15 protein-coding genes are annotated in these 19766 nt (G+C 37.0%); 11 read left to right on the top strand and 4 right to left on the bottom strand.

Annotation, left to right across the window (positions count from 1 at the left end):
- Nucleotides 1-13 precede the first annotated feature (13 nt).
- The 7 genes from AC106K_RS10975 (at nucleotide 14) to AC106K_RS10945 (ending at nucleotide 9611) form a co-directional block, all read left to right on the top strand.
- Nucleotides 14-3685, top strand: coding sequence for a DUF6443 domain-containing protein (locus AC106K_RS10975; RefSeq protein WP_482445291.1), 3672 nt, complete (start codon nucleotides 14-16; stop codon nucleotides 3683-3685).
- Complete coding sequence (locus AC106K_RS10970; RefSeq protein WP_482445289.1) at nucleotides 3685-4113, top strand: hypothetical protein; 429 nt, start codon at nucleotides 3685-3687, stop codon at nucleotides 4111-4113. The genes AC106K_RS10975 and AC106K_RS10970 overlap by 1 nt, the downstream gene beginning before the upstream one ends.
- 253 nt (nucleotides 4114-4366) lie before the next feature.
- Complete coding sequence (locus AC106K_RS10965; protein WP_482445288.1) at nucleotides 4367-4639, top strand: hypothetical protein; 273 nt, start codon at nucleotides 4367-4369, stop codon at nucleotides 4637-4639.
- A gap of 354 nt (nucleotides 4640-4993) precedes the next feature.
- Nucleotides 4994-6028 (top strand): RHS repeat-associated core domain-containing protein, encoded by a 1035-nt coding sequence (locus AC106K_RS10960; RefSeq protein WP_482445724.1) that lies wholly within the window; start codon nucleotides 4994-4996, stop codon nucleotides 6026-6028.
- Between the two features lie 25 nt (nucleotides 6029-6053).
- On the top strand, nucleotides 6054-6443 hold the full coding sequence (locus tag AC106K_RS10955) for a hypothetical protein (protein ID WP_482445286.1): 390 nt from the start codon (nucleotides 6054-6056) through the stop codon (nucleotides 6441-6443).
- 224 nt (nucleotides 6444-6667) lie between these two features.
- Entirely contained in the window at nucleotides 6668-7042 is a 375-nt protein-coding gene (locus AC106K_RS10950; protein WP_482445284.1) for a hypothetical protein, read from the top strand.
- A gap of 226 nt (nucleotides 7043-7268) precedes the next feature.
- Entirely contained in the window at nucleotides 7269-9611 is a 2343-nt protein-coding gene (locus AC106K_RS10945; RefSeq protein WP_482445282.1) for a TonB-dependent receptor domain-containing protein, read from the top strand.
- Nucleotides 9612-9751: 140 nt separating this feature from the next.
- On the opposite strand, the gene AC106K_RS10940 is transcribed toward AC106K_RS10945, so the two are convergent.
- Complete coding sequence (locus AC106K_RS10940; RefSeq protein WP_482445281.1) at nucleotides 9752-10207, bottom strand: hypothetical protein; 456 nt, start codon at nucleotides 10205-10207, stop codon at nucleotides 9752-9754.
- Between the two features lie 186 nt (nucleotides 10208-10393).
- On the opposite strand from AC106K_RS10940, the gene AC106K_RS10935 reads away from it, so the two are divergent.
- The 4 genes from AC106K_RS10935 to AC106K_RS10920 all read left to right on the top strand — a co-directional run bounded on the left by AC106K_RS10935 (nucleotide 10394) and on the right by AC106K_RS10920 (nucleotide 14910).
- The gene (locus AC106K_RS10935; RefSeq protein WP_482445279.1) at nucleotides 10394-11308 is read left to right on the top strand and encodes a hypothetical protein; all 915 of its coding nucleotides are present in this window, start codon (nucleotides 10394-10396) and stop codon (nucleotides 11306-11308) included.
- Between the two features lie 7 nt (nucleotides 11309-11315).
- Nucleotides 11316-13271, top strand: a complete 1956-nt coding sequence (locus tag AC106K_RS10930) for a hypothetical protein (protein WP_482445277.1) — start codon at nucleotides 11316-11318, stop codon at nucleotides 13269-13271.
- Between the two features lie 234 nt (nucleotides 13272-13505).
- A complete protein-coding gene (locus AC106K_RS10925; protein WP_047097278.1) occupies nucleotides 13506-14612 on the top strand; it encodes an Mrp/NBP35 family ATP-binding protein in 1107 nt (368 codons plus the stop codon).
- Between the two features lie 49 nt (nucleotides 14613-14661).
- Nucleotides 14662-14910, top strand: coding sequence for a NifU family protein (locus tag AC106K_RS10920; protein ID WP_045500144.1), 249 nt, complete (start codon nucleotides 14662-14664; stop codon nucleotides 14908-14910).
- Between the two features lie 166 nt (nucleotides 14911-15076).
- On the opposite strand, the gene AC106K_RS10915 is transcribed toward AC106K_RS10920, so the two are convergent.
- From AC106K_RS10915 to AC106K_RS10905, 3 genes are read right to left on the bottom strand one after another with little or no spacing between them, the layout of a single operon-like run.
- Complete coding sequence (locus tag AC106K_RS10915) at nucleotides 15077-15505, bottom strand: hypothetical protein (protein WP_482445276.1); 429 nt, start codon at nucleotides 15503-15505, stop codon at nucleotides 15077-15079.
- 8 nt (nucleotides 15506-15513) lie between these two features.
- Nucleotides 15514-16593 carry an efflux RND transporter periplasmic adaptor subunit gene (locus AC106K_RS10910; RefSeq protein WP_482445274.1) on the bottom strand — a complete coding sequence of 360 codons (1080 nt, stop codon included), beginning with the start codon at nucleotides 16591-16593 and terminating at the stop codon, nucleotides 15514-15516.
- A 12-nt stretch (nucleotides 16594-16605) separates the two neighbouring features.
- On the bottom strand, nucleotides 16606-19761 hold the full coding sequence (locus AC106K_RS10905) for an efflux RND transporter permease subunit (RefSeq protein ID WP_482445272.1): 3156 nt from the start codon (nucleotides 19759-19761) through the stop codon (nucleotides 16606-16608).
- Between the last annotated feature and the right edge of the window lie 5 nt (nucleotides 19762-19766).

The raw sequence follows: 19766 nt of genomic DNA, 5'->3' as shown, positions 1-19766 counted from the left end.
ATCTCCATATAAGATGAAAAAACTAATATTAATATCAGGTCTTTTGTCTGTTGGTTTTTTTAAAGCGCAAACAACGGCAACAGAAAATTATATCTCCACTACAGACTGTCTGAATGAAGACTGTAGCAAAAAAACACAAACCGTCCAGTATTTTGACCTTTTGGGCAGAGCAAAACAGGTTGTAAATGTGAAAACTACCCCACAAGGAAAAGATGTGGTTACCCCAACGGTATATGATGATCAGGGAAGACAAACGAGAACCTACCTTCCGGTTCCTCAAAATTCTACCTCCAATGGAGGAATTTATACCCAGTCTCCGGGAATGATCGCTTATCCCATTGCTGATGTTACCAATATCTATTCCGGCGAAAAAATCTATACCGAAAAGATACTCGAGAATTCTCCGCTACAACGAATTTTACAACAAAAGCAGATTGGTAACGATTGGAATACCAAATCGATAGCCTTTGGTTATGATCTTAATACAACCGAAGATCATGTTAAAAAATATGAAGTGATTACCACCTGGAATCCTTCAGAAAAAGTTTACATCAATACATTACAGCCTGTCTCGGAATACCAGCAGGGGCAGTTGGTAAAAAATACGGTCACTGATGAAGATGAAAACATAGTGATAGAATTCAAAGATGCTTCCGGGCAGACAATACTTATTCGAAAGGTTATAGGAACATCTGGTAATGCCGATACCTATAATGTGTATAATGACTATAAACAGCTTGCGTATGTTATTCCACCATTAGCTTCAGTAGCGGTTTTAGATCCTGCTAAGATTGATAATCTGTGTTATCAGTACAAATACGACAGTAAAAACCGATTGGCAGAGAAGAAATTACCTGGGAAAGGTTGGGAGTATTTTGTATATGATAAACAGGATAGAGTAGTAGGAAGCCGTGATGCCAATCTGAAAGAGAAAGGACAGTGGCTGTATACCAAATACGACCAGTTTGGAAGAGTGGCCATTACAGGACTTTCTACCGGAGGTGAAAGACTGCAGGAGCAGAATATTGCAGATAGTTATGGTGCCAATGCTGTTAACCGCTTAACGACCGTTCTTTTTGAACGTCAGGGTATGGAAGTATATTATGGAAATCCGGATGCAACCTATCCCAATTCTACCAAATGGGTAAGTTTATTATCCGTCAATTATTATGATACCTATCCACCACTTCCTTCCGGAGTAGTAGTTCCTGACTTTATAGCAGGTCAGAAAGTGATGAAGCAGCTTGGGCAAAGTACAGCTTCTAAAAATACCAAAAGCCTTCCTCTGGCCGCTTATGTAAAAAATGTTGAAGATGATGCCTGGACAAGGAACTATACCTACTATGATGAAAAAGGAAGAACGATAGGATCATATGCGGGTAACCATCTTGGTGGATATACCAGAACAGAATCAGAAGTTGATTTTGCCGGAGTGACCAGGCAAACTAAAGTTTATCACAAAAGATTGTCTACAGATACAGAAAAAGTAATTACCCAGACTTTTGTCTATGACCATCAAAACCGATTACTGACCCATAAACATCAGGTAGATACCCAACCTGAAGAAATCCTTGTGCAGAATGAGTATAATGAATTGTCCCAGTTGAAAAATAAAAAGTTAGGGGGTACCAATCCTTCTCAGCCTCTGCAAAGCATCAATTATACCTATAATATCAGAGGCTGGTTAACGAAAATCAATGATCCTTCGAATCTTAACGGAAAGTTATTTGGATATGAAATGAAGTATCACAATCCTGTTAATGTGAATGTAGCTCCAGGTCGATTTACGGGAATAATCACAGAGGTAGACTGGAAAAATGCTTCTGAGGATGTATTGAAACGATACAACTATACCTATGATGGGCTGAAGAGATTGAAGGATGCTGTTTACTCCGAGCCTAATGCTGTAGTTCCGTTTAACAATAATTATAACGAACACCTTACTTATGACCGGAATGGAAATATTATGACCCTAAAAAGAAACGCGTTTCTGGTTAATGGAACAACAGCAACCCAGGTGGATGATCTGGTGTATGAATATAGTGGAAACCGTTTGACGAAAGTTATTGAAAATGCGTTGAATGATACTGGCTATGAAGGTGGAAACAATGCTATTTCCTATGATTTGAATGGAAATATGAAAGATATGCTGGATAAGGGGATCCAGTCTGTAAAGTATAACTACCTGAATCTCTCCAATGCATATGATATTCAGCAAAACAATTTAGGACGAATCCTAAACAGTTCTATCACCTATCTATACCGTGCAGACGGAACCAAACTTCGTAAAGTATATTCAACCTGGCCACCAAGAGGATTGGCGAGTACCCGAATTACAGATTATCTGGACGGTTTTCAGTACAGCTATTTTGAGGATGGCGGAATATGTCTTGAATGCAGAACAGAGAATGCCTATGAACAGCAGGCTTATAAAGGAATTATAGGCCCTATATTTCCTGGTATTCCGGAATGGAAGTTGGATTTTGTAGCCACCACAGAAGGTTTTTACAGTTTCACAGAAAACCGTTATATTTACCAGTACAGAGATCACCTTGGAAATACGAGGATTAGTTTTGCTAAAGACAGTGCAGGTGCTCTTGAAATAACCGATACGAATAATTATTATCCTTTTGGATTGAACCATATCTCAAGGCAGTTTAGTCTATCTAACTTTGGAAGTTATCATAGTTATAAGTACAATGGCAAAGAACTTCAGGAGACAGGGATGTATGATTATGGCGCAAGAATGTTGATGCCTGATCTGGGAAGATGGGGCGTGATGGATGCCATGTCTGAGAAATACAGTTCATTGAGCCCTTACAACTATGCAATCAATAATCCTGTAATGGTGATTGATCCTGATGGAAATGATGCCATGTTTGCTTCGGGAGAGGCTGCACAAATTGCTTTTAAAGCTTATGTAGCAACAATGTCTACCAGCACTGAAACATCGGGAGGAAATGTCTTTACGGGGTTTGGAGGTATAAGCTTTGGAGAAGATCCAAAACCTGGTTTTTGGGGGAGTATTGGAAATTTCTTCAGAAGTTTGTTTGGTACAAACAAATCTAGAGTAGAAGTAGGTCCTGCAGAAAGAATAACAGCTGAAGATTATAGTGCCAGTGGAAGCAGATTATTTGGTTTAATACAAGGCGCCAATTATAACCCTATGGCTGAATATCGTACACGGCGTGATAATCCTTTTTATAATGAAGGAGAATCTAGTCTGGATAGATCTTTTAGATTAATGAATAGCTCTCACATTGAAATTATGCAAGATTTTGGTGGTGGTGGTTACAACATGTTTGGTGGATATGGTAGAGTTGCAAGGGCTGCAGGTGCAGCAAATATAGCTGAAGAAATCTCAGCTTCAAGAGTTGCGAAAGTGGCAGAAACACAAGGTTTTAAAAGTCTTAACTCAGGAATAGATCCTGCTATAGTTTCTGAATATTTTGGACAAATGTTAAGTGGTAAGTTTAATAAACATATAGGTGTAGCAGGGTTTAAATGGGAAGGCGAGTTTTTCTTTAATGATGGTAATCATAGAATGAATGCAGCTATTCGATACATGCTAAAAACAGGAGATTATAAGTATATGGATATTCTTATGGAAAATGCTAAGTTTGACAATTTAAATCCTATTAATTATGGAAAAGTATATAAATTTCCAGTAAAACCGACAAGATAATGAATAAAATATCTATAATAAATTCAAAGAATTTAAAGAACTTAATAAATAAAGAAGAATATATTTATGTAAATTTTAGTTATAAATATGCTTTAAAGATATACTATTATTACGAAGAAATAAGAAAAGAGGAGAAGAGAGAATTAATAAATCTTTTTGAGCAATTAACAAACATTCAAATTAGAGAAGATGATATTTTGGGTAAACTGAATATAATTCTACTTAAACTGTTAAAAGATGGAAAGAAGGATAATATTGTTGTAAGTACTATTGGATTCCATTTAAAATCATTTGAATTTTTAATTGATAATTTAAAGAAAATCTTTGAAAACTTAAATGGTTTAGTAAATAAACATATAATTATTGTAGAATGTAATCTTAATAATCACGAGGAGAGTAAAGCTATTGATGAATATTTTGGATTTTAAGACACAATCCCACAAAGTGTACAAGTTAAAAAGCTAGACTTGGATTTTATAACCTGAGCTTTTTTTCAAAAATAAGAATAAATTATTGGCTGAGAATAATACACATGAGGTCACAAACAGATGGGATTGTAGATCCATTAACAGTTTATAGAAGAGGATATACTACAAAATCGTCTGATGGTTTTAGATATTTGAAGGCCATTGAGTATTATAGAAATGCAACTGTCCCATCAAAATAAATTAATATTTAGTTATGAAATTAATTATAAGAATAACAAAAATAGTGTTGGGATTTTTTTCCTATCTTTTTTTAAGTATTTTCTATCAAAAATTATTTGGTCAAGAACCTTATAATAATTCTTTTTCTATAGGCTTGCCAAGATTTTATTTTGAATTTTATTCAAGTGATTGTCAGAAACTTAATGGTAGTAGTTTTGGACAATTGTTAATTAATGTGGCAATTTATATGAGTATAGTTATATTATACTATAAATTTTTATTAAAAGAAAATGAAACCGAAAAATAACGTGTTTTTGAGCGTTTAGCTCTAGCTTTTGTATATAATAAAAACCACTGCATCTGTAGTGGTTTTATTAAATAAATTATAGGGCTCTAAATTAGGGGTAACCTTCCCTGTTTTTCATTATAATTATAGTTATAATGAAAAAAATCATTAAATGATCTTTTGATGATTAATATAAAATTTTTTCCTTCTAAGTTTGTAAACTTCCCTCGCTGCCGCACGAATCCTTTCGTGTGGCATTTTTTTATTAACAATTAGCTATATTTACCAGTTCCATCTTGGAAACACTAGGATAAGTTTTGCAAAGAACAGCGTAGGCGCTCCTGAAATTACTGATAACAACAATTATTAAACCATATCTCAAGGCAGTTTAGTCTATCTAACTTTGGAAGTTACCATAGTTATAAGTACAATGGCAAAGAACTTCAGGAGACGGGGGTGTATGATTATGATGCCAGAATGATGATGCCTGATCTGGGAAGATGGGGCGTGATGGATGCCATGTCTGAGAAATACAGTTCATTGAGCCCTTACAACTATGCAATCAATAATCCTGTAATGGTGATTGATCCTGATGGAAATGATACCATGTTTGCTTCGGGAGAGGCTGCACAAATTGCTTTTAAAGCTTATGTAGCAACAATGTCTACCAGTACCGAATCATCGGGAGGAAATATCTTTACGGGGTTTAGTTTTAATCCACCTGATGAATATGATAAAAATGGTAAAAAAATCAGTAATTTAGGTGGAAATAAGATAGATTTTTACCATCAAAGAAATGGAGATACTAAAATAGTTAGTCGACAAAGTGGGGCTTCAAATATTATTTATAGGGGAGAATCTATTATTAGAGGTTATACTCATAGAGGAAAAGATGTTGGATGGGATACTATAACTGGTGAGTATTTTGGAGGAAGTGGACCTACTCGCAGTTTATTTAGTGATTTTAATGATTCTAATGATGGACCTTTTGCTTCTCTAGATAAGCCATCGTCTCCATATTCTTCTTTAGCAAGAAAGGATGCAATGAATTCAAAAGAACTAAAAGGAGTTGTTAAAATGGATTATCTTCAAGCTAACCCCATCACAGCAAATTTTGATGGGTATGAGCAGATGTGGGGAAGATCAAATGTGTCTTGGTATAAATTAGGAGATGAAACACTTTTTTTAATGACTGATTCTAAGTCACAAGAGTCATTGTTTTATAGATTACCAGTAAATAATTTTGAAAGAACCGATGGAAAGGTAAATAGCTTTGGAAATACATATCAGACTTATATATGGACTGAAAGCAGCTCTGAAATTCAAAAAAGAGTAACTTATCCAACCTTAAAGAGCGTTTTTCAACAAGCTATAACATCACCATCTATACTAACAAGACCTAGATTTTAAATCGAACAACTTAAATTTAATAAATATGAAGAAAAGTATAAGTTTAATTTTATTACCTTTTTTATTTTCGTGCCAAAATATTAGTAATGAAGATATATATGGAAAATATTCACCCATATCATACAAGAATACATATGACACTTTAACGATTAACAAGGATGGGGTTTATAACAGAGTAATTTACAATATAAAAGGGAAGAAAGTGTTGAATTACAATTCGAAATACAAATTAGAAGGTAACACAATAAAGTTTAATGGTTTTTATTTAAATTTTGATAAAGATTTAATTGCCTTTCCAGAAGATGTGAATGATACTGATATGACCTATACTACTTTTTTTGAGAAAAAAGATAAGAATATTGTACTTTGCTTTGGCTACCATGATGGGGAGAATTGTTATAAAAAGGTAAAATAACAAAAATTGGCACCCCCCGCTGGTGCGAGCGTCACGCTCGTATCTGATAAAATAGCATCAACCCTTTACAAATAGTAAGGGATTGGTTATTTAAAGCTGTAAGTACGAATCTATATTTTTGAAATATAGAAAATAAGTGTAATTTTAAAATGATTATTGCGGGGTAGAATCCGTATGCTCATACCAACGGTGAGAAATGTGAACAGCTTCTAAAACTTGGGTACGTGGAAAATAATTTTAATACAAAAATTGATAAATCCAGTAAAAAAACGATTAGATTATTTATAGTTTTTTTTGGATGTATTTTATTATTTACAATAATATATCTAATTATAAATTTAAACTCTAGTAGAAAACAAAAAATATTATCTCTCGAAAGATATACAAAGGTAATTGATATTTATAATAATAAACGTGAACATAATTTTCTGTATGCTAAGTTTTCTAATGGTTCTCAGAAAATTTTAGAATATCCATATAAAATAGGAGATTCTATATCAAAGAAAAAAGGAGATTCTATAGAGTATATTTTTAGAAGAGACAGTATCATAAAGTATAATATTCTAGAAGAATCCCGGGAATACGGACTCTTAAAATAATTTATCCAAAATCTTTAATATTAAAGGATATAGGTTAATTAATATAATATAAAACTACTCTGTTCTTTGGAGTAGTTTTTATTTTAATGTAAACTAATTTCAATAATCAACACATACTCTGTATTTCACGGAAAAAGCTAGGTCAACATATTTTAAAATATTGAAATCATATCCCAATGTAATAAACCTGTCTCATAACTTGTCTTATAGGAAACTATTACAATTCATGAAGAAGACACTACTTTCCGTAATCACGTTGCTGCCGGTAGCAGCATTTTCTCAAAGTCTCACCGGTAAGATTACCCAAACCGGAAATGCCGTTCCTTACGTTGAGGTGATGGCGGTAAAAGATCAGAAAAAACAGACAGCCATTTCAGACGAAAAAGGAAATTATACTCTGAAGCTTTCCGAAAACGGGAATTACCAAATAAAGCTTATTCATGACGGTGCAGAAGTATCTGCGTTGGATGTTGTGGTAAAAGGAGAAGTGAAACAGGATTTTTTTATAGAGAAGAAAAAAGAAAAACAGATTGAAGGCGTTACCCTTACCGCTAAGAAAAAACTGATCGAAAGGAAAGCGGACCGATTAATTTTTAACGTAGCCAATTCTATCGCTTCTCAAGGGATGGATGGGGCAGATGCTTTGGGAACTACCCCTCTGATCAAGGTAGATGAAAACTCCGGGGTTTCGATTGCCGGGAAAAGTGGAGTAGCTGTCATGATCAACGAAAGGATGTTGAATCTTTCAGGCAGCGAACTGGTTACCTATCTTAAGAGCCTGCGGTCTGAAAATATTGAAAAAATAGAAGTGATCACCACACCCCCTGCAAAATATGAGGCACAGGGAAACAGCGGACTGATCAATATTGTGCTGAAGAAAAATCAGAATCTCGGATGGAGCGGAAGCCTTACCACCTCTCTCCAGCAGCAGACCTACACGGGAACCTCCAATAATGCAACCATCAATTATCAGAATGAAAAGCTACGGTCTTCATTGAAGTTAAGACAATATAAATATGAAAAACATTCTTATGAAAACTATCGAATAGAAGGAGCAGACGGCCTCAAAAGTTCGGATGATAGGAGAGATTTTGGAGATGGCCTGGGGGCTAATCTGAGCCTTGATTATCAACTGGCTCCTAAATCCAATATAGGGCTTATTTATGATTACGGTTCCGGACATTCCAATATGGATATTATGAATACTTCAGACTATTTTCAGAATGATATTTATACCAATACTTTATCAACTTCTGCAGCACACAGAGGCAATAGTACCCAGCAAATGATAAGTGCCTATTACGATGTGAAATTCGGGAAACAGGACCATAAACTGAGCATTACAGGAAATTATTTCTCAAACATTCCCAAGACGACCATTGATTTTACGACCACAGAAAATTCAGGAGATCAGTCTATTGTCAGATCACCCTCAACTGTAGACTATAAAATCTATTCCGGTCAGGCAGATCTTACGTTACCTTTTCAATGGGCCAAAACAGAAACAGGAGTGAAGTTTACCAATTTTGATAATGACTCTGAGATCTCTTATCAGAATCTGAAAGACGGAAACTATATTACAGATCCCGAAAAAAGCAATGTCTTCAGGTATAATGAAAAAAATTACGCGGCTTACATCAGTTTTGAAAAATCTTTCAACGAAAAATGGTCAGCAAAAGCAGGTCTGCGTTACGAATATTCTACAGTGAACGGAAATTCTCTGACTTCAGGACAGCAGACTGAGACTTCTTACGGAAAATTCTTTCCTACCGCTTACATTTCTTATAAAAGCAATGAAAACCATACCTTCAGTCTCAATTATTCCAAAAGGATCAATAGACCTGGATTCCGTGCTATAAACCCATACCGTTGGTATATAAATGTCAATTCTTATTTTACTGGAAATCCTTTTTTACAGCCTTCCATCAATCACAATTTTGAGTTGTCCTATATTTATAAAGGAAAGCTGTCTGCTTCTGCTTATTTCCAGAGAAAACTGAACGGATCTGATCAGATTGTCAGCCTCGAAGGAGAAAACAGGACCAGTACTTTTGCCAATTTCTATAATGTTAACAGTATGGGGCTTTCTCTGAATTATTCCGATACTTTTTTCAAATTCTGGGAAGCCAATTATGCAGCAGATCTATCGTATATGGAAACGAAAGTTTTTGCTACCGATGCAGCATCCCGAAAAGGAAGCGGATATGAATTTAATTTCCAGAATAATCTGTCTTTGAATAAAGTAAAAACAGTTCAGCTGATTCTGAATTACTGGATGCGCCTGCCTTCCAATTCAGGAAATGTACGCTGGGATTATTTGGGGAATTTTACCACAGGGTTAAAAATGAACCTGATGGATAAGAATCTTCAGATCAATGTATTTGTTTCGGATATTTTTAAAGAATCTAAAAGCAAAGGAGCAATCTACTATACCACAGGAACGCACTACTTCAATAACTATTACGATGCAAGAAGACTTAATCTTTCTGCTACCTACACTTTTGGAAATAAAAAGGTAAAAGGAGCTGATCGTAATGTGAAATTTGATGAGAAGAACAGGGCAAACTAATGCGGGAAGCCGAAGGCAGGAAGAGATAAGTACAGTGCTTATGAAGAGCTGGATATTAAGTTAATATCTAAAAAGAAATAGACCTTTGAGTATTGATCATCACAATAACTTCCACCTTCCACCTTCCATCTTCTTTCCTTCTAAACCTCACCTTCAAAAAGATCATTCAGATAATTCTTCTGATCACTTTCTTCCTTTGTCGTTCCCAGGTATCTTTTCCATGCCTGAGATTCATGATATACAATTCCCATTTCCCATACACAATAGGTAGGGAGGTGGGTTTTATTTCTGTCCCATACTTCAAAATTTCCTGAACCGTCATAGTAAACACTTTCCCATAGCTCGTTTTCACTTCTCCAGGTACAGACGAGAAGAAGGTAGCTCTCACCACACCGATGCATAATGACGAAACCGAGATCATCAATATCCTGAAAATGTTCAGCAGCGTTTTCTATGCAGGTTCGGGCATTGTCAATATCCCGTTGGGAAATTTCAGCAGGATCAGTAGCCAGATCATACCATTTGAATCTGGTTTTCCCAACGGTAAATAATCCTTTTGGGGCAGCATATTTCGAAGGATAAGAAGTAGAATTCATTGCGGTGATTTTTGTGATGTTGGATGGGAATTTTATATATAAATTAATGATAACAAATCTAATTATTTTCTATAAAATGCAGAGAAGTAAATAATTTTTGTTGTGGGATAAAATACTACAAAAGAGGTATATAGAATAAATGATTAATTGGCTAAATTTGATTGGAAACTAATAAAACCCACCATCATGAATCTTCAATTGATTGAGATAGCGATTGGACTCGTCTTTGTCTATCTGCTGCTTAGTATTTTCGCAATGACGGTCATGGAGATGATTTCAACATTTTTACGCATGCGGGGAGAAATGCTGAAAACTACCATCGGGAAAATGCTTTTTGATAAGAACCGGAATCCTGGGAAAATTGATGAATTCTATAAGCAGCCCCTGATTCTTTTTCTGGGAGATGATGTGTCAACATGGGCCTGGCTGGATAGTTTGCTTTCTGATAAATATAAAAAACTGCCAAGCTATATAAAAAGTGAAGATTTTTATATGACCTTTTTAGCATTTGTAAATGATCAGAAGTTTTCAGATTCACTTCCTGAGATCGGAGAGAAAATAGAGCAGTCTTCTTTTTCAGACGAGACCAGGTCACATCTTAGATTTTTAATACAAAAGTCCAACGGGGATATTACCCATTTCAAACAAGAAATCATCCGTTGGTTTGATGAATGTATGGAACGTGCCAATACATGGTATTCCAGAAAAGTACAGTATATATTACTGGTATTGGGTCTGGCTGTAAGCGTAGCGGTAAATGGAGATACATTACGGATGATTAAAATGCTGAACAAAGATGAGCAGCTAAGAAAAGAACTGGTACAGTCTGCTTCCGGATATGTACAAAAGAATCCTCCTGCAGGCACCTATTCCACAATTACACTCCATACAAAAATAGGCGAAGAGTATAAACGGTTACTCAGCGAATCTCACAATCTGTTGGGCTGGGAAAATACCGAAGAGGAATGTAAGGTAACCTTAGAAAAGGGAGTTGGCTTTTTGCTCACTGCTTTTGCCATAAGTCTGGGGTCCAATTTCTGGTTTGATATGCTTAAAAAACTTTTTAATGTAAGAACATTAGGTAAACCGACACAAAAGTAACAGAATCATGGAAACAAAACTTTTTTACCTTTTAGTATTGGGAGCGCTTACCTTTGTGGTACTGTATTTTAAAGATTACCTGTATTGGCCTAAAAAAATAAAAGTACTCAAAAATCCTAATAAAGAATATTACTATTATTTTACTCCCAGAAAACCAGTAAAATGGTTTGATTTTACCGGACTTGTCAATAGCTTTAAAATGGTTTCTCTTTCTTCAGATATTCTTTCTATTATTGATAAAAGAGAAATGCAGACCGCATTAGGAAAAGATTCCGGTGAGGAATTGATCGAGAATGATTGTAACCGATCTGAGGATGAATTCTGGTTCGACTTCATTGCAGATACCGGAGATGGCTTTGATGCTACTACCACTGTTTTTTATCATTTAACAAGAGATCTTTATACCTATTCTTTTAAAAATGAATTTGATAGAGATGCTGAAGCAGAAGTAGAAATCAAACTGAAAAAAGGTTCCGTTTTGGTGGTAGGTGGAGATTTGGTCTATCCTGTAGGTTCAGAAATCAATTACAGAGACCGTTTCAAGGGGCCGTTGAGGTTGGTCGCTCCGGACAAGGGAGAAACATCCGGTCCTACACTCATTGCAACTCCGGGAAATCATGATTGGTATGATGGGTTGAGTGCATTCTTCAGGCTGATGTGCCAGAAAAGTAAAATCGGAAATTACCGGACGGTTCAGAATAGAAGTTATTTCGCCTATTCACTGAGGAAAAATGTACATCTATTGGGGGTTGATAACCAATTGTTGGGTGATATTGATATTCCCCAAATGGCTTTTTTTAAAGACTATGTTGAGAAAATATCGAGAAAAAACACCAGAAATCACATCATCATGCTTATTGCAGAACCTTACTGGTATCATTATGAAATACAGGACAGGCATCAGAGAAGGCAGAGAATGGATAGCCTGGAGTATATTGTCTGGAATCTGAAAAAAGCAGTTAAAGACCTGGAAATAGACAGTGTGAAGTCAGAGATTATTTTTGATGTAGTGCTTACAGGAGATATTCATCATTATTCCCATTATAAACTGAATGAGAAAACCCCAGAGTACAATCAGGAGATCAAACATTATATTACTTCCGGAGGTGGTGGAGCTTTTGGGCATATTACTGATTTTTTAGAAGATGAAATTGCTCTTCCAATCTTACAGAATTCAACAACTACACCACTCAAATATGAACTGAAAGGTATTTATCCATCTAAAAAGAAATCAAATCTAAAAACACTCTGGAGCCTTATTTTCTTTATCATTAACTATGAATTCACTTTCTTGTTAATGGTTTTTTCATTAATTGTTACCTATATCTATTGCTGTTCAGATTCTATCTTGAAAGGACTGATTCTATTTTTAATTCCTGCTCTGTTTTTGTTCATCATAACGAAGGTTACGAATACCGAATGTTCAACCAAAGAAAAATGGATAAGCATTATGCTGCGAGGAGGCTTGTTTTTATCTTCATTTGCTCTTCAATTGTTTATAATGTGGAGATTTCCGATGGAGGCACCTTATTATTTCATGGATGATTATCTTCCATATGTTGATGTGCAGGTCATCAAAGACTTTTTAAAAGTTCCGGAAGAATATAAGTATTTTGTTTTTCAGTGGATCACTTCTGCAATCTTACAATCCATACTTTTTGGATGCTATATATTTTTAGGGTATCACCTGTTTAAACTGTATATTACTGAGATTTCATCAGGAAAAATCAATACGGGAAACAAAAATTTTCTGAAATTTAAAATAACCGACTCTGAAATTGTCATCTATGTTGTGAAAATAAAAAGGAGCTACCCGTGGATGAAATTATTAAAAAAGAAACAGGCCAGGGACATTCAGAAAGAGATGCTTGAAAAAGATCCCAAAAGATTTATAAGAGACCATTTCAAAACAGATCCGGACAAAAATGTGAAAATTATCGATAAAATAACCATACCATTATAATTCCGGTTTCCACACAATACCATGCTGTAAAAGCAGTTTTTCGAAGCCTTAAAGGGATTTTAAAACAGCATAAAAGGAAGTAAAGAAAATACCCGTTGATGGACCGTTTCAGCTCATAATTTCCGAAGGATAAAATACTGAAGGCCTGAGTTTACAAAAGAATTTATCTATGATTGTGTTTACTTATTCTAAATAGGTAAAAAATCCGTAAATTTGTAAACAATTTATATTTATATGTTGACGAAAGAAAAGGTTCAAGATTTCCTTAAAGAAATAGAAGTAGACGATTTGGTGAATAATCTTCAGATTATGGGTAATGATGTTTATATTGACATGACTGCTCATTCGCCTGCAATGCACGAAAAGAAAAAGCTGGAAGCTGCAATGAAACAGGCTTTTGCCAGTGAGTTTGGAGAAGATATTCATTTAAAACTTAAGATCGTTTCTCCGGAGCCTAGTGAAATTCAGCAAAGTCAGATCAAAGGAAAACAGATTCCTGGAATTCAAAATATTATCGCTATTGCTTCCGGTAAAGGAGGAGTAGGAAAGTCTACAGTTTCTGCAAATATGGCAGTAACGTTGGCAAAAATGGGCTTCAAAGTAGGATTATTAGATGCCGATATTTACGGACCGTCAGTACCTACCATGTTTGATACAGAAGGTCAAAAACCAATCTCTGTAGAAGTGAACGGAAAGAACATGATGAAACCTGTAGAAAACTATGGCGTGAAAATGCTTTCAATAGGATATTTCTCAGGAGCTAACCAGGCTGTAGTATGGAGAGGGCCAATGGCTTCCAAAGCGTTGAACCAGATGATCAGAGATGCAGCATGGGGCGAACTGGATTTCTTATTGATCGACCTTCCGCCGGGAACAGGAGATATTCACTTGTCTATCATCCAGGAAGTTCCGGTAACAGGAGCGGTGATCGTAAGTACCCCTCAGCACGTAGCCTTGGCAGACGTAAGAAAAGGAATTGCCATGTTCCAGATGGAAAGCATCAATATTCCGGTTCTTGGATTGATCGAAAATATGGCGTATTTTACACCGGAAGAACTTCCTGACAATAAATATTATATCTTTGGAAACCAGGGAGCACAATATCTGGCAGAAGATCTTGGAATTCCGGTATTAGGAGAAATTCCTTTGATCCAGAGCATCAGAGAAGCTGGAGACGTAGGAAGACCGGCTGCCCTGCAGGAAGGTTCTAAAATTGAAGAGATCTATACCGAAACAGCAAGAAAAATGGTAGAAAGCTTGGTGGAAAGAAATAAAAGCCTGCCTCCTACTGAAGCGGTAAAGATTTCCACAATGGCCGGATGCTCACCAAAAGCAAAGTAATAATAATTTTCAATTAACATTTGAAAAAACCGAATTGAACTGAAAAAATATGGAAACAAACATAACGCACGAAGATACAGTAACAAGAGTAATGGAAGCTCTGGAAAGCATCAGACCGTTTCTGAATAAAGACGGAGGTGATATTGAGCTTATTGATGTGAAAGATAACCAGGTTTTTGTAAAACTTTTGGGGAACTGTTCAGGATGCTCATTGAATTTTTCAACCCTGAAATTGGGCGTTGAAAATACAATCAAGCAACATGCACCGGAAATCGAAAAAGTAGTGAACGTAGAGTAAAAACTACCACTGAGATATTTTTAAAGACAGACTTTTTTATAAAGGTCTGTCTTTTTGTTTTAAATCATTACCTCATCAGAAATATTTTTACCTGATTGTGAGTGAAAAATAAACCTAACAGGTTTCTGAAACCTGTTAGGTTTTGATAGTGAAAACAAGAATAGAACTAAGAACTCTGAGCTAAAAACTTTTTATAATTCTCTTCATTCTCAAAATAAGCCACTTCCCCTTCATTACTGATCATCACAATATAGGCATTGGCTTTATCCACTGTTTTTCCGGTGTAGGGATCTACAGCTTCTCTCACTTTTTTATCTTTTGGAATACGTTCTACACACATTTCACAACATCCGTAATAGACCTTGCCATCATGGGGAACTTCCATCTGCTTTTTTCCCATATAGGCATTGTTGACCATGCAGACCATTTCATTCGGGACCTGGTCTCCTTTGGTGTATTTTCCGGAAGATACCGGCTGCATCTTTTGAGCCATGGAAGGTTCTGTATTTTCTTTTTTCGGTTTTTCATTGCTGCATGCAGATAAAGTAATGGCACTGCAGATTATAATGAACGCGCTTTTGATGAATGTTGTCATTTTTTATATTATTTAATTAAACTTCCTTCTGTAATTTCCTCGTTTCCTTTTTTGATGATCTGATCCCCTTCAGAAAGAGCCCCGAAAACTTCAATGGTGTCATTCAGGATTCTCCCTTTTTTTACCGGGACAAATTTTGCTTTGCCGTTTTCTTTTCTGATGATATAAATTCCCATATTGCTTTCTACCAGAGCAGATCTTGGGATAAAGAAGGTGGCTTCCTTATTTTGTAAAGGGATCATAGATTCTGCTACCATAAAAGGTTTTAGTTCTCTGGAATGGTTGATGAAATCAGCCTCTATTTTTTCCGAGCGAAGTTTAAGATCCAAAGAACCTGACTTTCTGGAAATTCTGGCTTTAAAGCTTTTTTCAGGCAGAGCATTGACTTTAAATAAAATGGTATCTCCCACACTCAAATAAGGAACATTAGCTTCCGGAACAGATAAGCTGAGGCGTAGTTTTGAGGTATTCTGGATGACCATCAGAGGAGTTCCACCCATAGGACCTACGTAAGCCCCCGTATCTACATTTCTCTCGGTTATTACTCCACTGAAAGGGGCACGGATGATCAGATAACGGTTAATATCCTGAATTTCATGATAAGCAGACTTTGCCGCATTGAGCTGTGCCTGATCAGCAAGCTTTCGGGCAGTAATCTGATCCAGGGCATCTCTGGCAATTGCTCCCTTCGTTTCGTTGGCTTTGTATACCCTTTCATAATTTGATTTTGTCGCTGCATAGATGGCTTCCTGCGCCTGCCATTTGGCTTTGGCATTGGCCGCCTGAGACTGAATTTCCGGTGCTTCAAGAATCATAAGGACCTGTCCGGCACTCACCTGAGAGCCTATATCTACATTGATCTTCTTTACATAGCTCTGTACTTTGGCAAATAAAGCGGTTTCCTGATCCGGAACCAGTTCACCGGGAAGTTTAAGATCCACTTTCGGATTACTTTTTTTTATGACCACAGTTTCCATAGCAGGCATCATCATAGGAGCTGCCTCTTTCTGAGGTTCTGATTTCTCTTTACAGGAAGCAGGAATCATGATAAGACTTAGAGCAAGGGCTGTATATAAAATATGTTTCATGGGATATAAAAATTAGAGGTTGGGATTAGAATAATGAATACTTTCTTCATCTTCAGGGTCTAATGAAGGAGAAATAAGACTGGCGTTGCTTTGCATCCATCCGAAAACAAGAGGAAGGATAACCAATACGGAGAACGTAGAAAAAATAAGCCCTCCGATCACAGCCCGGCCCAGCGGGGATACCTGATCGCCACCTTCTCCAAAGCCTCCTATGGCCATAGGAAGCATTCCGGCTGCCATTGCCAGCGTGGTCATAATAATAGGACGTATACGCAGTCTGGCAGCTTCAATAGCAGCTTCCAATGCATTACCCGTTGATTTTCTGATGGTCTCCGCATTACTGATCAATAAAACAGCATTGGCAATAGAAACTCCCACGGACATGATCAACCCCATATACGACTGCAGATTGAGGGTAGAACCTGTAATCTTCAACAATGCCAAAGAACCTGCAATGACAAATGGAACAGTTGTAAGAATGACCATAGAGACCCTGAAAGACTGAAACGTAGCGGCAAGCATCAAAAAGATGACTGCTGCAGCAATCAATAATCCTGAAGAAAGGCTGCTCAGGGTTTCATCCAGTACGGGAGCCATTCCAGAAACCTCAATATTGATTCCTTTGGGAAGTTCACCCAGTGATTCGATTGCTTTTTTTACATCTTTTGAAGCCTGTTCCAGATCGGTTTTATGGATATTTGCTGTTACAGTTGTATAGCCCATTGTTCCCAGATTGTAGCTTTCTCCCAATTCCTTTGTGGGAGTAATGGTAGCAACATCTCCTAAAACAGGTCGGTCAGAATTTTTAGATAACGGAAGATTGGCCAGTTCCTCTTTAGTGTTCAGAATGTTTTGCGGGGTCTGAACCTGTACATCGTAAGCAATTCCCATCATTCCTCCTACCCAGAAGTTTTTATTGGTATATCGGGTAGAAGCGGTAGCGGTTACCAGGGATTTTGCAATATCCTGTGCATCCAGACCTAATTGAGCGGCACGGGTTCTGTCTATATTAATCTGCAGGGCAGGATAGTTCATCGACTGAGGAATCTGCTGATCACGCATATATTCTATTTCTTTCAGCTGGGTCAGAAGTTTCTCAGCATACATACGGTTCATTTTTTTCATCATTCCGGAGATTCTGATCTCTACAGGGTTGTTGGCTCCTTGGCTTAGGATTTTTTCCGTCAGTTCAATAGGTTCAAAAGAAATCTGAAGATCCGGCATTTTTTCTTTGTAATACTTTCGCAGCTCATCTTTGAACTCGTCAGAGTTTCCGTTAAATTCTTTTAATGCAACCTGCATCAGTGCTTCATGTGGCCCTGCATTATACAGATAAATAGGGCTTACTGCAAAGGTGGACGGATGCTGCCCGATAAATACAGAAGAAATGGCGATGTTGTCTTTACCAACCTTATGCTTCAGATGCTCCAGGAATTTTTTCACTTTGATCTCCGTAACTTCAATCCGGGTTCCTTCAGCAGCTTTTATACGTACCTGAAACTGACGTGAGTTGGAAGAAGGAAGTACATCTTTTCCGGTGAACTGATACAATCCGGCTCCAACGCATATAATAGCAGCAAGGCTTAGACTCACGATTATTTTCCTACGCTTCATCAACGAGGATAAGAAAGCCGTAAAACGGTCCCGGAATCCCGAAAACCAGTCTGGTTTATGATTCTCACAGGTTTTAGGATCATGTTTCATCATCCAGTTGGCCATCACCGGAACAAAAGTCTGGGACAGGATAAAAGAGACAATCATTGAGAAACCGATGGCCATAGCCAACGGCATAAATAATGATCCCGGAATTCCACTCATCATAAAAGCCGGAGCAAATACCGCCAGAATACAAAGCATGATCAATAGTTTAGGAAAAGCAATTTCCTGACAGGCATCCCAGATGGCTTGTGCACGGGTTTTGCCCATTGCAAAATGCTGGTGTATATTTTCGATGGTCACTGTACTTTCATCAACAAGGATTCCAATGGCTAAGGCAAGCCCTGATAAAGACATAATATTGATTGACTGTCCGAATAATTTCAGGAATAATACGCCGGAAATAATGGAAATGGGGATCGTCATGATAACGATCAGCGCAGCACGGCGGTCATTTAAAAATAACATCACCATCAATCCGGTAAGAAGAGCACCGAGAATACCTTCTATGACTAAGCTTTTTAAAGCATTTGAGATATAAACTGACTGGTCAAATTCATAGGAAATCTTTACATCATCAGGCATATTTCTCTGGATTTTCGGTAAAGATTCTTTCAGTTTATTCACAACTTCCAGGGTAGATGCATTGCTGGCTTTGGCGATGTTGATATAAACAGATCGTTTCCCGTCTATCAGGGCATATCCTGTGGCAATATCGGCTCCATCCTTTACCGTGGCTACATCCCGGATGTAAACATTATCTGCCGTTCCTTTAAAAAGAGGAATATCCCCCAGTTCTTCTATCTTTTTTACCGTATTGTTGGTGGGGGTAAGATAATTGGTCTCTCCAATATACACATTTCCTGAAGGTGAAGTGATATTGTTACGGCTTATAGCTTCTACAACCTGCTCCGGAGACAAATGATGTGCACGGAGTTTCAGAGGATCTACATTCACTTCAATGGTACGGGGACTTCCTCCGAATGGTGGAGCAGTGGTAAGCCCGGGAATAGCGATCAAAAAAGGACGTGCATTGAAATTGGCAATATCCTGAAGTTCATTATTGGTTTTGGTATTACTGCGGAAAACTAACTGCCCAACCGGTTGTGAAGAAGAATCAAATCTGATAATAAACGGTGGTGGAGCTCCCGGCGGTAAAAAGACCTGTGAACGGGTAGAAAGAGCATTGATCTGGGCAATGGCTTCCCCCATATTGGTGCCTTCATAGAAATTCACTTTCATCAGGGTCAGTCCCTGGGTATTTTTAGACTCAATACTTTTGATTCCGTTGGTAAATAAAAGCATATTCACGTACATTTTCGTAAAATATCCTTCCATCTGCTGGGGTGTATAACCATTGAAAGAGTGGGCGACATAGACTACCGGAAGATTCATTTCCGGAAGAATATCTACTTTGACGTCCTTCGCTGCCTTGATTCCAAAGAACAGCAGACCCAATACCAATACCATTACAGATATTGGTCTGCGCAGTGCAAACTTTATAATATTCATATTTT

The sequence above is a fragment of the Chryseobacterium sp. FR048 genome, assembly GCF_056844665.1.
This window is presented reverse-complemented; position numbering and strand designations above follow the sequence as displayed.